This window comes from Pseudomonas sp. JDS08PS003, assembly GCF_045013505.1.
Lineage (GTDB): Bacteria > Pseudomonadota > Gammaproteobacteria > Pseudomonadales > Pseudomonadaceae > Aquipseudomonas > Aquipseudomonas protegens_B.
Genome location: NZ_CP120724.1, coordinates 6,510,354 through 6,525,000, shown reverse-complemented (window position 1 = coordinate 6,525,000; position 14,647 = coordinate 6,510,354). Strand labels below are relative to the sequence as shown.

Genomic DNA, 14,647 nt, shown 5'->3' with positions numbered 1-14,647 from the left:
TCGATCCCGCTTGGCTCCACCATAAACTGCTTCTGAAAGCTTAGAAATGAGCATTCACTTTGAATGTTGATTTCTAGTCTTTTGATTAGATCGTTCTTTAAAAATTTGGGTATGTGATAGAAAGATAGACTGAACGTTACTTTCACTGGTAACGGATCAGGCTAAGGTAAAATTTGTGAGGCTCTTAATTGAGCAGCAATTGCAAATTTTCGGCGAATGTCGTCTTCATAGTATAACCAGATTGCTTGGGGTTATATGGTCAAGTGAAGAAGCGCATACGGTGGATGCCTTGGCAGTCAGAGGCGATGAAAGACGTGGTAGCCTGCGAAAAGCTTCGGGGAGTCGGCAAACAGACTTTGATCCGGAGATGTCTGAATGGGGGAACCCAGCCATCATAAGATGGTTATCTTGTACTGAATACATAGGTGCAAGAGGCGAACCAGGGGAACTGAAACATCTAAGTACCCTGAGGAAAAGAAATCAACCGAGATTCCCTTAGTAGTGGCGAGCGAACGGGGACTAGCCCTTAAGTGGCTTTGAGATTAGCGGAACGCTCTGGAAAGTGCGGCCATAGTGGGTGATAGCCCTGTACGCGAAAATCTCTTAGTCATGAAATCGAGTAGGACGGGGCACGAGAAACCTTGTCTGAATATGGGGGGACCATCCTCCAAGGCTAAATACTACTGACTGACCGATAGTGAACTAGTACCGTGAGGGAAAGGCGAAAAGAACCCCGGAGAGGGGAGTGAAATAGATCCTGAAACCGTATGCGTACAAGCAGTGGGAGCAGACTTTGTTCTGTGACTGCGTACCTTTTGTATAATGGGTCAGCGACTTATTTTCAGTGGCGAGCTTAACCGAATAGGGGAGGCGTAGCGAAAGCGAGTCTTAATAGGGCGTCTAGTCGCTGGGAATAGACCCGAAACCGGGCGATCTATCCATGGGCAGGTTGAAGGTTAGGTAACACTGACTGGAGGACCGAACCGACTACCGTTGAAAAGTTAGCGGATGACCTGTGGATCGGAGTGAAAGGCTAATCAAGCTCGGAGATAGCTGGTTCTCCTCGAAAGCTATTTAGGTAGCGCCTCATGTATCACTGTAGGGGGTAGAGCACTGTTTCGGCTAGGGGGTCATCCCGACTTACCAAACCGATGCAAACTCCGAATACCTACAAGTGCCGAGCATGGGAGACACACGGCGGGTGCTAACGTCCGTCGTGAAAAGGGAAACAACCCAGACCGTCAGCTAAGGTCCCAAAGTTATGGTTAAGTGGGAAACGATGTGGGAAGGCTTAGACAGCTAGGAGGTTGGCTTAGAAGCAGCCACCCTTTAAAGAAAGCGTAATAGCTCACTAGTCGAGTCGGCCTGCGCGGAAGATGTAACGGGGCTCAAACCATACACCGAAGCTACGGGTATCACGTAAGTGATGCGGTAGAGGAGCGTTCTGTAAGCCTGTGAAGGTGAGTTGAGAAGCTTGCTGGAGGTATCAGAAGTGCGAATGCTGACATGAGTAACGACAATGGGTGTGAAAAACACCCACGCCGAAAGACCAAGGTTTCCTGCGCAACGTTAATCGACGCAGGGTTAGTCGGTCCCTAAGGCGAGGCTGAAAAGCGTAGTCGATGGAAAACAGGTTAATATTCCTGTACTTCTAGTTATTGCGATGGAGGGACGGAGAAGGCTAGGCCAGCTTGGCGTTGGTTGTCCAAGTTTAAGGTGGTAGGCTGGAATCTTAGGTAAATCCGGGATTCTAAGGCCGAGAGCTGATGACGAGTTACCTTTTAGGTGACGAAGTGGTTGATGCCATGCTTCCAAGAAAAGCTTCTAAGCTTCAGATAACTAGGAACCGTACCCCAAACCGACACAGGTGGTTGGGTAGAGAATACCAAGGCGCTTGAGAGAACTCGGGTGAAGGAACTAGGCAAAATGGCACCGTAACTTCGGGAGAAGGTGCGCCGGTGAGGGTGAAGGACTTGCTCCGTAAGCTCATGCCGGTCGAAGATACCAGGCCGCTGCGACTGTTTATTAAAAACACAGCACTCTGCAAACACGAAAGTGGACGTATAGGGTGTGACGCCTGCCCGGTGCCGGAAGGTTAATTGATGGGGTTAGCTAACGCGAAGCTCTTGATCGAAGCCCCGGTAAACGGCGGCCGTAACTATAACGGTCCTAAGGTAGCGAAATTCCTTGTCGGGTAAGTTCCGACCTGCACGAATGGCGTAACGATGGCGGCGCTGTCTCCACCCGAGACTCAGTGAAATTGAAATCGCTGTGAAGATGCAGTGTATCCGCGGCTAGACGGAAAGACCCCGTGAACCTTTACTATAGCTTTGCACTGGACTTTGAATTTGCTTGTGTAGGATAGGTGGGAGGCTTTGAAGCGTGAACGCCAGTTTGCGTGGAGCCATCCTTGAAATACCACCCTGGCAACTTTGAGGTTCTAACTCAGGTCCGTTATCCGGATCGAGGACAGTGTATGGTGGGTAGTTTGACTGGGGCGGTCTCCTCCTAAAGAGTAACGGAGGAGTACGAAGGTGCGCTCAGACCGGTCGGAAATCGGTCGTAGAGTATAAAGGCAAAAGCGCGCTTGACTGCGAGACAGACACGTCGAGCAGGTACGAAAGTAGGTCTTAGTGATCCGGTGGTTCTGTATGGAAGGGCCATCGCTCAACGGATAAAAGGTACTCCGGGGATAACAGGCTGATACCGCCCAAGAGTTCATATCGACGGCGGTGTTTGGCACCTCGATGTCGGCTCATCACATCCTGGGGCTGAAGCCGGTCCCAAGGGTATGGCTGTTCGCCATTTAAAGTGGTACGCGAGCTGGGTTTAGAACGTCGTGAGACAGTTCGGTCCCTATCTGCCGTGGACGTTTGAGATTTGAGAGGGGCTGCTCCTAGTACGAGAGGACCGGAGTGGACGAACCTCTGGTGTTCCGGTTGTCACGCCAGTGGCATTGCCGGGTAGCTATGTTCGGAAAAGATAACCGCTGAAAGCATCTAAGCGGGAAACTTGCCTCAAGATGAGATCTCACTGGAACCTTGAGTTCCCTAAAGGGCCGTCGAAGACTACGACGTTGATAGGTTGGGTGTGTAAGCGCTGTGAGGCGTTGAGCTAACCAATACTAATTGCCCGTGAGGCTTGACCATATAACACCCAAGCAATTTGCTTAAGAAGCGAGTTGCGGTGTGTGAAGACGAAACAAACCGAAAGTTTGCACCGCTCACAAAGCACACAAATCTATTACATACCCATTTGCTGGCACGTTGCATAAGCGACGGTCTGGCTACCGAATTTCTTGACGACCATAGAGCGTTGGAACCACCTGATCCCATCCCGAACTCAGAAGTGAAACGATGCATCGCCGATGGTAGTGTGGGGTTTCCCCATGTGAGAGTAGGTCATCGTCAAGATTAAATTCCGAAACCCCAATTGCGAAAGCAATTGGGGTTTTGTTTTTGCGCGACAGAAAAGCGGTTTATATTTTTTAGCTGTCCCGATCGACTTGCTCGTCGGGTGGTGCTTCCTATGCAATGGCTTTGGGCGTGGCTATCATGCTTGGTTCATTGTAAGGCGGAAACTGCATGTCGACGTTGTTAGAGCTTCTGAAGGATGGGCACTTTCACTCGGGGCAGGCGCTCGGGGAGGCGCTGGGTGTTAGCCGTAGTGCTATATGGAAGCAGTTACAGCTTCTTGAAGCGGAATTGGGGCTGGTCATCCATAAAGTACGAGGTCGTGGGTACCAGTTGGCCACGCCAATCACTTTGCTGGACAGTGCTGAGATAAGTCGGCGCTCTTCTTCCAGTGATGCATGGGATGTCCGAATTTTTGACTCTATTGACTCCACGAATGCGGAGGCGCTGCGATCCATTGAGGGGGGGGTGGTGGCTCCTTTTCTTGTGCTGGCTGAGCGTCAGACCGCCGGTCGGGGGCGGCGTGGTCGCAAGTGGGTAAGCCCTTTTGCCGAGAATATCTATTACAGCCTGGTCTTGCGCATAGACGGAGGTCTCCGGCAATTGGAGGGGCTCAGTCTGGTCGTAGGGCTGGCGGTTATGCACACCCTTCGTGAGTATGGAATTCCTGGTGCAGGTTTGAAGTGGCCAAATGATGTTTTGGTTGGTCAGAAGAAGGTCGCGGGAATACTTTTGGAGTTGGTGGGCGATCCTGCGGATGTGTGTCATGTGGTCCTGGGGATTGGGATCAATGTGAATATGCGGAGCGCTGAGGAGGTCGATCAGGAGTGGACTTCGGTAAGGTTGGAGTCCGGCAAGGTTATTGATCGCAATCAGCTGGTCGCTCGATTGAGTGAGATCCTTGTGGCCTATCTTGAGCGTCATCGACTGAATGGTTTCTCCGCGATCCAGGGCGAGTGGGAGCAAGGTCATCTCTGGCAGGGGCGTGCAGTGTCTCTGATAGCGGGCGTAAATAAGGTTGATGGTGTCGTGCTGGGTATTGATCGCCAAGGGGCTTTGCGGTTGAGCGTTGAAGGTGAGGAGAAAACGTATAGTGGTGGGGAGCTCAGTCTAAGGTTGCGTGATGAGCCTTGAGTTTGACCGCGAAATAGCTCCATGAAATGCGCCCGCGCGACCTTGGGCGAGGAGGTGGGGGTGGAAGTTCTGGGTGTTGTGTTGGTTCCGCAAGATCAGTTTGTTCGTGATCTGTTTTTTCGAGTTGACTAAGGCTTGTCCTCCGTCTCGAGGTTTTTATGCGCTGGCTGTTTCTGTTGTTATTGGTCCTCAATGGTTTCTATTACATCTGGCATCAGCAGGAAGCACCTCTTCGTGCGAAAGAGGTTATGCCTCTATCGCTCTATCGAGGATCTCAGCAAGATATCCGCTTGTTGAGTGAGTCTGCAGATTCGGTCGAGCGGCGGGATAAGGGCAAGATGGGGGAGGTTGATGCAAGCTGTCTCTATCTGGGGGGCTTTGCTCGTCGAGATATGGCTCAGATGCTTGAGCAGCGCCTGGTGGGCCTGGGGGTAGATGTCAGGCTACTGTCCTTGAGTGTTGCTGGTTCTTCTGGTTTCTGGTTGCGTGTGACTCCTGAGAGCAAGCATTTGTTGGATGATCTGCAGCTGCAGAACCTTGCTAAGGAATTCAATGAGTTAAAACATAAAATAATGCCTTGTGAGGGGGTTGCAACTGTCGAATAGGTTGCATAGAATGGCGCCCGCTCCGCAGTGAAGACCTCTTGAGGTTAGAGCAGCAGGGCTAGGTCAACGCAGCTAACCTCAAGATTTTATTGAGAAAATGCTTGACAGAAGGGTGGCATGGTATAAAATGCTGCCTCGCTTAGGAGGGGTTCCCGAGCGGCCAAAGGGATCAGACTGTAAATCTGACGTCTACGACTTCGAAGGTTCGAATCCTTCCCCCTCCACCAGATTTAGCGAGAGCTGCAGGCTCCGCGGGTATAGTTTAGTGGTAGAACCTCAGCCTTCCAAGCTGATGATGCGGGTTCGATTCCCGCTACCCGCTCCAAGTTTGCAGGTTTTGCAAATTGTTACGCTCTTGTAGCTCAGTTGGTAGAGCACACCCTTGGTAAGGGTGAGGTCAGCGGTTCAAATCCGCTCAAGAGCTCCATATAACAAGGCAGATATGAAAATATCTGCCTTTGTTTTAATGGCTTGTGTGACTTGCTCAATTCTTCTCCTAGGGGTGATTTCGATGGCTAAGGAAAAGTTCGAACGTAATAAGCCGCACGTTAACGTGGGTACTATCGGTCACGTTGACCACGGTAAAACCACTCTGACTGCTGCTCTGACTCGCGTTTGCTCCGAAGTTTTCGGTTCGGCTCGTGTTGACTTCGACAAGATCGACAGCGCCCCAGAAGAAAAAGCTCGTGGTATCACCATCAACACTGCACACGTAGAGTACGATTCGCACATTCGTCACTACGCGCACGTTGACTGTCCGGGTCACGCCGACTACGTCAAGAACATGATCACTGGTGCTGCCCAGATGGACGGCGCGATCCTGGTTTGCTCGGCTGCCGATGGTCCGATGCCACAAACTCGTGAGCACATCCTGCTGTCCCGTCAGGTAGGCGTTCCGTACATCGTTGTCTTCCTGAACAAGGCTGACATGGTTGACGATGCTGAGCTGCTGGAACTGGTTGAAATGGAAGTGCGCGATCTGCTGAGCACTTACGATTTCCCAGGTGACGACACTCCGATCATCATCGGTTCGGCTCTGATGGCTCTGAACGGCCAAGACGACAACGAAATGGGTACCACCGCTGTTAAGCGTCTGGTAGAAACTCTGGACACCTACATCCCAGAGCCAGAGCGTGCAATCGACAAGCCGTTCCTGATGCCAATCGAAGACGTATTCTCGATCTCCGGTCGTGGCACCGTGGTAACTGGCCGTGTTGAGCGTGGTATCGTTCGCATCCAGGAAGAAGTTGAGATCGTTGGCCTGCGCGACACTCAGAAGACCACCTGCACTGGCGTTGAAATGTTCCGCAAACTGCTCGACGAAGGTCGTGCTGGTGAGAACTGCGGCGTTCTGCTGCGTGGTACCAAGCGTGACGACGTTGAGCGTGGTCAGGTTCTGGTTAAGCCAGGCACTGTTAAGCCGCACACCAAGTTCACTGCTGAAGTTTACGTTCTGAGCAAAGAAGAGGGCGGCCGTCATACTCCGTTCTTCAAAGGCTACCGTCCACAGTTCTACTTCCGTACTACTGATGTGACTGGTAACTGCGAGCTGCCAGAAGGCGTTGAAATGGTAATGCCAGGTGACAACATCCAGATGACTGTCACTCTGATCAAAACCATCGCGATGGAAGATGGTCTGCGTTTCGCTATCCGTGAAGGCGGTCGTACCGTCGGCGCTGGTGTCGTAGCCAAAGTCATCGAATAAGTTCTTGAAATATCTCCATCGGGCCGACATAATGGTCGGCCTGATTTTGTTTTTAGGTCAGTAGCTCAATTGGCAGAGCGACGGTCTCCAAAACCGTAGGTTGGGGGTTCGATTCCCTCCTGACCTGCCAGATTCACTCAATGTGTCTGGCTTTCTTTTCACAGGATCTTCATAGATGACTCCTAAGGCTGAAGCTCAAGGCTCTCGCTTCGATCTGCTAAAGTGGCTCGTTGTGGTTGCTTTGGTGATTGTTGGTGTTGTTGGCAATCAGTACTATTCTGCTTCGCCGATCCTGTACCGCGTCCTTGCGCTGCTTGTCATTGCCGCTGTTGCTGCCTTTGTTGGTCTGCAAACTGCGAAGGGCAAGTCGTTCTTTGTACTGGTTAAGGAAGCGCGCACTGAGATTCGTAAAGTCGTGTGGCCAACTCGCCAAGAGACCACGCAGACCACTCTGATTGTAGTGGCTGTGGTTCTGGTTATGGCGTTGCTGTTGTGGGGGCTAGATTCCCTGCTCGGCTGGCTTGTTTCCTTGATTGTTGGCTAAGGGTGTCCCGTGGCTAAGCGTTGGTACGTTGTGCATGCTTACTCGGGTTACGAGAAGCATGTAATGCGTTCGTTGATCGAGCGTGTAAAGCTGGCTGGCATGGAAGATGGCTTCGGCGAAATTCTGGTCCCCACTGAAGAAGTGGTTGAGATGCGTAATGGCCAGAAGCGCAAGAGCGAGCGTAAGTTTTTTCCAGGCTATGTGCTGGTTCAGATGGACATGAATGAGGGGACTTGGCACTTGGTCAAGGATACTCCTCGTGTCATGGGTTTCATTGGTGGTACCGCTGATAAGCCTGCGCCTATCACTGATAAAGAGGCAGAAGCTATTCTGCGTCGTGTCGCCGATGGTAGCGACAAACCCAAACCGAAGACCCTATTCGAGCCGGGTGAGGTGGTCCGTGTTACTGACGGTCCATTCGCTGACTTTAATGGTACGGTCGAAGAAGTTAACTACGAAAAGAGCCGGATCCAAGTGGCGGTGCTCATTTTCGGTCGCTCTACTCCGGTAGAGCTAGAGTTCAGTCAGGTCGAGAAGGCATAACTGAACGAGAATCCCATACCCCGCAGCCTTAGGCTGTGGGGTTTTTTCGTCACTGGGATAAACGCGCAAGTAACCGGGGAGCCTTTCTAGGCGTCTGAACCCGTAATTGGAGTGCCTCATGGCTAAGAAGATTACTGCTTACATCAAGCTGCAAGTTAAGGCCGCTCAGGCCAACCCAAGCCCGCCCGTTGGTCCAGCTCTGGGTCAGCACGGCGTGAACATCATGGAATTCTGCAAGGCTTTCAACGCCCGTACTCAGGGTCTTGAACCAGGTCTGCCGACTCCTGTGATCATCACTGTTTACAGTGACCGCAGCTTCACTTTCGAAACTAAGAGCACCCCTGCTTCGGTTCTGCTGAAGAAAGCTGCTGGTTTGACCAGCGGTTCTGCTCGTCCAAACACCGTTAAGGTTGGCACTGTTACCCGTGCTCAGCTGGAAGAGATCGCGAAAACCAAAAACGCCGATCTGACTGCAGCTGATATGGATGCAGCCGTGCGTACTATCGCCGGTTCTGCTCGTAGCATGGGCCTTAACGTGGAGGGTGTGTAATGGCTAAGCTGACCAAGCGCCAAAAGGCTATCGCCGGCAAGATTGAAGCAGGCAAGGCCTACAACTTCGTAGAGGCCGCCGCTCTCCTGACCGAGCTGTCGACCGTTAAGTTCAGCGAGTCTGTAGACGTAGCTGTGAACCTGGGCGTAGACCCACGTAAATCTGACCAGGTTGTTCGTAGCGCTACCGTGCTGCCACACGGCACTGGCAAGACTGTACGTGTTGCTGTCTTCACCCAAGGTCCAGCTGCTGAAGCAGCTCTGGCTGCCGGTGCAGACCGCGTAGGTATGGATGATCTGGCTGCCGAAATGAAAGCTGGCGACCTGAACTATGACGTAGTTATTGCTTCCCCGGATGCAATGCGCGTTGTAGGTCAGTTGGGTCAGGTTCTGGGTCCTCGTGGCCTGATGCCTAACCCGAAAGTTGGTACCGTAACTCCAGACGTAGCTTCGGCAGTTAAGAACGCCAAGGCTGGTCAGGTTCGCTACCGTACCGACAAAAACGGCATTATCCACACCTCCGTTGGCAAGGTCGGCTTCGACGCCGTCAAGCTGAAGGAAAACGTTGAAGCCCTGATCGCCGACCTGAAGCGTATCAAGCCAGCTTCTTCGAAAGGTATCTACGTCAAGCGCGTTACCTTGAGCACCACTATGGGCCCAGGTCTGGTTATCGACCAGGGTTCGCTGGACGTATAAGACATAAACTAGCGCAAGCGATTGCGTCAGTTGAAAAATTGGGGTCCCTGCCTGGCGGGGGCTATCCAAGACCGTAGGCGGCGCAAGTCTTAAACCACAAGCCTACGCAGATGGTGCTCCCGGTTCCTTACCGAATCAGACACCAAAACGACATCCAGCTCCGGTTGGATGAAACGGTAACAAGCAGGAGTTAAACCCGTGGCAATTAAACTCGAAGACAAGAAGGCCATCGTCGCTGAAGTCAACGAGGCTGCCAAAGCCGCTCTGTCCGCTGTCGTGGCTGATGCCCGTGGTGTGACAGTAGGCGCTATGACCGGACTCCGTAAAGAGGCCCGCGAAGCTGGTGTTTATGTACGTGTCGTACGTAACACCCTGCTCAAGCGCGCTGTTGAAGGCACTCAATATGACGTGCTCAACGACGCGTTCGTCGGCCCTACCCTGATTGCATTCTCCAAGGAACATCCGGGCGCTGCTGCCCGTATTTTCAAAGAGTTCGCAAAGGGTCAGGACAAGTTCGAGATCAAGGCAGCTGCGTTCGAGGGCAAGTACCTCGCAGCAAACGAGATCGACGTGTTGGCTTCGCTGCCAACTCGCGACGAAGCTATTGCGAAGCTGATGAGCGTGATCCAAGGCGCTACCAGCAAGCTGGCTCGTACTCTGGCGGCTATTCGCGACCAGAAAGAAGCTGCTGCTGCCTAAGGCACTGCAAGCCCTTTCAAAATCATATGTTTAATTTGATGGCTGCGTAGGCTGTCACCCCAATACAGGAATTTATAGTCATGTCTCTGACTAACGAGCAAATCATCGAAGCAATCGGCCAGAAAACCGTTCTGGAAGTTGTTGAGCTGATCAAAGCAATGGAAGAAACCTTCGGCGTTACCGCTGCTGTTGCCGCTGCTGGCCCAGCTGCTGCTGCCGCTGTTGTTGAAGAGCAAACTGAATTCAACGTCATGCTGACCGAAGCTGGCGAGAAGAAAGTTAACGTGATCAAGGCTGTACGTGAACTGACCGGTCTGGGCCTGAAAGAAGCCAAGGCTGTAGTTGACGGCGCTCCTGCCATGGTTCTGGAAGCTGTTGCTAAAGAAGCAGCTGAAAAAGCCAAAGCAGCTCTGGAAGAAGCAGGCGCTAAAGTCGAGCTCAAGTAAGCATCGACTTTGTGTCTCCAGCCCAAGCGTTAAGCGAACGGCTGATGGCTGGTGGCTTTTGCCACCGGCCTTTTTCCGTTATTGGCGGCCGACTGGGTCGGTGCCTTTAACGTGCTGTAACCCACCCTGTGCGGTGGCGCAAACCAAAGGGTTTGCACGATTTTCTGGCTGCTCCCGTCGGGAGGAGCCGAATAAGCAGGTGACCAAGCTGGGGAACGCTGATGGCTTACTCATATACTGAGAAAAAACGTATCCGCAAGGACTTTAGCAAGTTGCCGGACGTCATGGATGTGCCTTACCTCCTGGCCATCCAGCTGGATTCGTATCGTGAATTCTTGCAAGCGGGAGCGACTAAAGATCAGTTCCGCGACGTGGGCCTGCATGCGGCCTTCAAATCCGTTTTCCCGATCATCAGCTACTCCGGCAATGCTGCGTTGGAGTATGTCGGTTATCGCCTGGGCGAACCGGCGTTTGATGTTAAAGAATGCGTGTTGCGTGGTGTGACTTACGCCGTACCTTTGCGGGTAAAAGTTCGTCTGATCATTTTCGACAAAGAATCGTCGAACAAAGCGATCAAGGACATCAAAGAGCAAGAAGTCTACATGGGGGAAATTCCCCTGATGACTGAGAACGGTACCTTCGTAATCAACGGTACCGAGCGTGTAATCGTTTCCCAGCTGCACCGTTCCCCTGGCGTATTCTTCGACCACGACCGTGGCAAGACGCACAGCTCCGGTAAGCTGCTGTACTCGGCGCGGATCATTCCTTATCGCGGCTCGTGGCTGGACTTCGAGTTCGATCCGAAAGACTGCGTGTTCGTCCGTATCGACCGTCGTCGCAAGCTGCCAGCGTCGGTTCTGCTGCGCGCGCTGGGTTACACCACTGAAGAAGTGCTGGACGCGTTCTACACCACCAACGTATTCCATGTGAAAGGCGAGAGCCTGAGCCTGGAGTTGGTGCCTCAGCGTCTGCGTGGTGAAATCGCTGTTCTGGATATCCAGGACGACAAGGGCAAGGTTATTGTCGAGCAAGGTCGTCGTATTACCGCTCGCCATATCAACCAGCTGGAAAAAGCCGGCATCAAGGAACTGGATGTGCCTCTGGACTACGTCCTGGGCCGTACCACTGCCAAGGCCATTGTGCACCCGGCTACCGGCGAGATCCTGGCAGAGTGCAACACCGAGCTGAACACCGAGATCCTGGCAAAAATCGCCAAGTCGCAGGTTGTTCGCATCGAAACTCTGTACACCAACGACATCGATTGCGGTCCGTTCGTTTCCGACACTCTGAAGATCGACTCCACCAGCAACCAATTGGAAGCGCTGGTCGAGATCTATCGCATGATGCGTCCAGGCGAGCCGCCGACCAAAGATGCTGCCGAGACTCTGTTCAATAACCTGTTCTTCAGTCCAGAGCGCTATGACTTGTCCGCCGTTGGCCGGATGAAGTTCAACCGTCGTATCGGTCGTACCGAGATCGAAGGTTCGGGCGTGCTGTGCAAGGAAGACATCGTTGCTGTACTGAAGACTCTGGTCGACATCCGTAACGGTAAAGGCATCGTCGACGACATCGACCACCTGGGTAACCGTCGTGTTCGCTGCGTAGGCGAAATGGCCGAGAACCAGTTCCGCGTTGGCCTGGTGCGTGTAGAACGCGCGGTCAAAGAGCGTCTGTCGATGGCTGAAAGCGAAGGCCTGATGCCGCAAGACCTGATCAATGCCAAGCCAGTAGCTGCGGCAGTGAAAGAGTTCTTCGGTTCCAGCCAGCTGTCGCAGTTCATGGACCAGAACAACCCGCTGTCCGAGATTACCCACAAGCGTCGTGTGTCTGCACTCGGCCCGGGTGGTCTGACTCGTGAGCGTGCAGGCTTTGAAGTTCGTGACGTGCACCCGACTCACTACGGTCGTGTATGTCCGATTGAAACGCCGGAAGGTCCGAACATTGGTCTGATCAACTCCTTGGCTGCCTATGCCCGCACCAACCAGTACGGCTTCCTCGAAAGCCCGTACCGTGTGGTGAAAGATGCGCTGGTAACCGATGAGATCGTGTTCCTGTCCGCTATCGAAGAGGCCGATCACGTGATCGCCCAGGCTTCGGCGACCATGAACGACAAAGGTCATCTGATCGATGAGCTGGTAGCTGTTCGTCACTTGAACGAATTCACCGTCAAGGCGCCAGAAGATGTCACCTTGATGGACGTTTCGCCGAAGCAGGTAGTTTCGGTTGCTGCGTCGTTGATTCCGTTCCTCGAGCACGACGACGCCAACCGTGCGTTGATGGGTTCCAACATGCAGCGTCAGGCTGTACCGACCCTGCGTGCTGATAAGCCGCTGGTAGGTACCGGCATGGAGCGCAACGTTGCCCGTGACTCCGGCGTTTGCGTCGTGGCTCGTCGTGGCGGCGTGATCGACTCTGTTGATGCCAGCCGTATTGTGGTTCGTGTTGCCGATGACGAAGTTGAAACTGGCGAAGCCGGTGTCGACATCTACAACCTGACCAAATACACCCGCTCCAACCAGAACACTTGCATCAACCAGCGTCCGCTGGTGAGCAAGGGTGATCGGGTTCAGCGCAGCGATATTATGGCCGACGGCCCGTCCACCGACATGGGTGAACTAGCTCTGGGTCAGAACATGCGTATCGCGTTCATGGCATGGAACGGCTTCAACTTCGAAGACTCCATCTGCCTGTCCGAGCGTGTGGTTCAGGAAGACCGCTTCACTACGATCCACATCCAGGAACTGACCTGTGTGGCCCGTGACACCAAGCTTGGTCCAGAGGAAATCACTGCGGACATCCCGAACGTGGGTGAGGCTGCACTGAACAAGCTGGACGAAGCCGGTATTGTTTATGTGGGTGCTGAAGTTGGCGCAGGCGACATTCTGGTGGGCAAGGTCACTCCGAAAGGCGAGACCCAGCTGACTCCGGAAGAAAAACTGCTGCGTGCAATCTTCGGTGAAAAAGCCAGCGACGTTAAAGACACTTCCCTGCGCGTACCTACCGGTACCAAGGGTACTGTCATCGACGTGCAGGTCTTCACTCGTGATGGCGTAGAGCGCGATGCTCGTGCTCTGTCCATCGAGAAGAGCCAGCTCGACGAGATTCGTAAGGATCTGAACGAAGAGTTCCGTATCGTTGAAGGCGCGACTTTCGAACGTCTGCGTTCCGCTCTGGTCGGCCACAAAGCCGAAGGCGGCGCCGGTCTGAAGAAGGGGCAGGAGATCACCGACGAAGTTCTCGACGGTCTTGAGCATGGTCAGTGGTTCAAGCTGCGCATGGCTGAAGATGCTCTGAACGAGCAGCTCGAGAAGGCTCAGGCCTACATCGTTGATCGCCGCCGTCTGCTGGACGACAAGTTCGAAGACAAGAAGCGCAAACTGCAGCAGGGCGATGACCTGGCTCCAGGCGTGCTGAAAATCGTCAAGGTCTACCTGGCAATCCGTCGTCGCATCCAACCGGGCGACAAGATGGCCGGTCGTCACGGTAACAAGGGTGTGGTCTCCGTGATCATGCCGGTTGAAGACATGCCGCACGATGCCAATGGCACCCCGGTTGACGTAGTCCTCAACCCGTTGGGCGTACCTTCGCGTATGAACGTTGGTCAGATTCTCGAAACTCACCTGGGCCTCGCGGCCAAAGGTCTGGGCGAGAAGATCAACCGGATGGTCGAAGAGCAGCGTAAGGTTGCAGAGCTGCGTACCTTCCTGGACGAGATCTATAACCAGATCGGTGGTCGCAACGAAGACCTGGACAGCTTCTCCGATCAGGAGATCCTGGATCTGGCGAACAACCTGCGTGGCGGTGTGCCTATGGCCACTCCGGTGTTCGACGGCGCCAAGGAAAGTGAAATCAAGGCCATGCTGAAACTGGCTGACCTGCCAGAAAGCGGCCAGATGCAACTGACCGACGGCCGTACCGGCAACAAGTTCGAGCGTCCAGTTACCGTTGGCTACATGTACATGCTGAAACTGAACCACTTGGTAGACGACAAGATGCACGCTCGTTCTACCGGTTCGTACAGCCTGGTTACCCAGCAGCCGCTGGGTGGTAAGGCGCAGTTCGGTGGTCAGCGTTTCGGGGAGATGGAGGTCTGGGCACTGGAAGCATACGGTGCTGCATACACTCTGCAAGAAATGCTCACAGTGAAGTCGGACGATGTGAACGGTCGTACCAAGATGTACAAAAACATCGTGGACGGCGATCACCGTATGGAGCCGGGCATGCCCGAGTCCTTCAACGTGTTGATCAAAGAAATTCGTTCCCTCGGCATCGATATCGATCTGGAAACCGAATAACACGTGACGCGAATCGAG

Annotated in this window: 10 protein-coding genes, 5 tRNA genes and 2 rRNA genes (1 of these 17 running past the window's edge); all 17 read left to right on the top strand. The window is 53.4% G+C overall.

The window, feature by feature from the left end; translation table 11 throughout:
- Positions 1–22: transfer RNA gene (locus tag P7C00_RS29195), tRNA-Ala, on the top strand (it extends 54 nt beyond the left edge of the window).
- 235 nt (positions 23–257) lie between these two features.
- Positions 258–3,149, top strand: a 23S ribosomal RNA gene (locus P7C00_RS29190).
- Between the two features lie 148 nt (positions 3,150–3,297).
- A 5S ribosomal RNA gene (gene rrf, locus P7C00_RS29185) occupies positions 3,298–3,413 on the top strand.
- Between the two features lie 171 nt (positions 3,414–3,584).
- Entirely contained in the window at positions 3,585–4,547 is a 963-nt protein-coding gene (gene birA, locus P7C00_RS29180; protein WP_346635583.1) for a bifunctional biotin--[acetyl-CoA-carboxylase] ligase/biotin operon repressor BirA, read from the top strand.
- A 158-nt stretch (positions 4,548–4,705) separates the two neighbouring features.
- Positions 4,706–5,152 carry a hypothetical protein gene (locus tag P7C00_RS29175; RefSeq protein WP_404937777.1) on the top strand — a complete coding sequence of 149 codons (447 nt, stop codon included), beginning with the start codon at positions 4,706–4,708 and terminating at the stop codon, positions 5,150–5,152.
- Between the two features lie 142 nt (positions 5,153–5,294).
- Positions 5,295–5,379 (top strand) — tRNA-Tyr (locus P7C00_RS29170).
- 24 nt (positions 5,380–5,403) lie between these two features.
- Positions 5,404–5,477: transfer RNA gene (locus P7C00_RS29165), tRNA-Gly, on the top strand.
- Positions 5,478–5,503: 26 nt separating this feature from the next.
- Positions 5,504–5,579: transfer RNA gene (locus tag P7C00_RS29160), tRNA-Thr, on the top strand.
- An 84-nt stretch (positions 5,580–5,663) separates the two neighbouring features.
- A complete protein-coding gene (tuf, locus tag P7C00_RS29155) occupies positions 5,664–6,857 on the top strand; it encodes an elongation factor Tu (RefSeq protein ID WP_060841339.1) in 1,194 nt (397 codons plus the stop codon).
- Positions 6,858–6,911: 54 nt separating this feature from the next.
- Positions 6,912–6,987 (top strand) — tRNA-Trp (locus P7C00_RS29150).
- Positions 6,988–7,032: 45 nt separating this feature from the next.
- Entirely contained in the window at positions 7,033–7,401 is a 369-nt protein-coding gene (gene secE / locus P7C00_RS29145) for a preprotein translocase subunit SecE (RefSeq protein WP_011063783.1), read from the top strand.
- Positions 7,402–7,410: 9 nt separating this feature from the next.
- Positions 7,411–7,944, top strand: coding sequence for a transcription termination/antitermination protein NusG (gene nusG, locus P7C00_RS29140; RefSeq protein WP_002555501.1), 534 nt, complete (start codon positions 7,411–7,413; stop codon positions 7,942–7,944).
- Positions 7,945–8,062: 118 nt separating this feature from the next.
- Entirely contained in the window at positions 8,063–8,494 is a 432-nt protein-coding gene (gene rplK / locus P7C00_RS29135) for a 50S ribosomal protein L11 (RefSeq protein ID WP_003176435.1), read from the top strand.
- Entirely contained in the window at positions 8,494–9,189 is a 696-nt protein-coding gene (rplA, locus tag P7C00_RS29130; protein ID WP_123723271.1) for a 50S ribosomal protein L1, read from the top strand. The genes rplK and rplA overlap by 1 nt, the downstream gene beginning before the upstream one ends.
- Before the next feature lie 198 nt (positions 9,190–9,387).
- Complete coding sequence (gene rplJ / locus P7C00_RS29125) at positions 9,388–9,888, top strand: 50S ribosomal protein L10 (RefSeq protein WP_025132369.1); 501 nt, start codon at positions 9,388–9,390, stop codon at positions 9,886–9,888.
- 80 nt (positions 9,889–9,968) lie between these two features.
- Positions 9,969–10,334: a 50S ribosomal protein L7/L12 gene (gene rplL / locus P7C00_RS29120; protein WP_060841342.1), complete on the top strand. Its 366-nt coding sequence runs from the start codon at positions 9,969–9,971 to the stop codon at positions 10,332–10,334.
- Positions 10,335–10,555: 221 nt separating this feature from the next.
- Positions 10,556–14,629 carry a DNA-directed RNA polymerase subunit beta gene (gene rpoB, locus P7C00_RS29115; protein ID WP_346635585.1) on the top strand — a complete coding sequence of 1,358 codons (4,074 nt, stop codon included), beginning with the start codon at positions 10,556–10,558 and terminating at the stop codon, positions 14,627–14,629.
- Positions 14,630–14,647 lie beyond the last annotated feature (18 nt).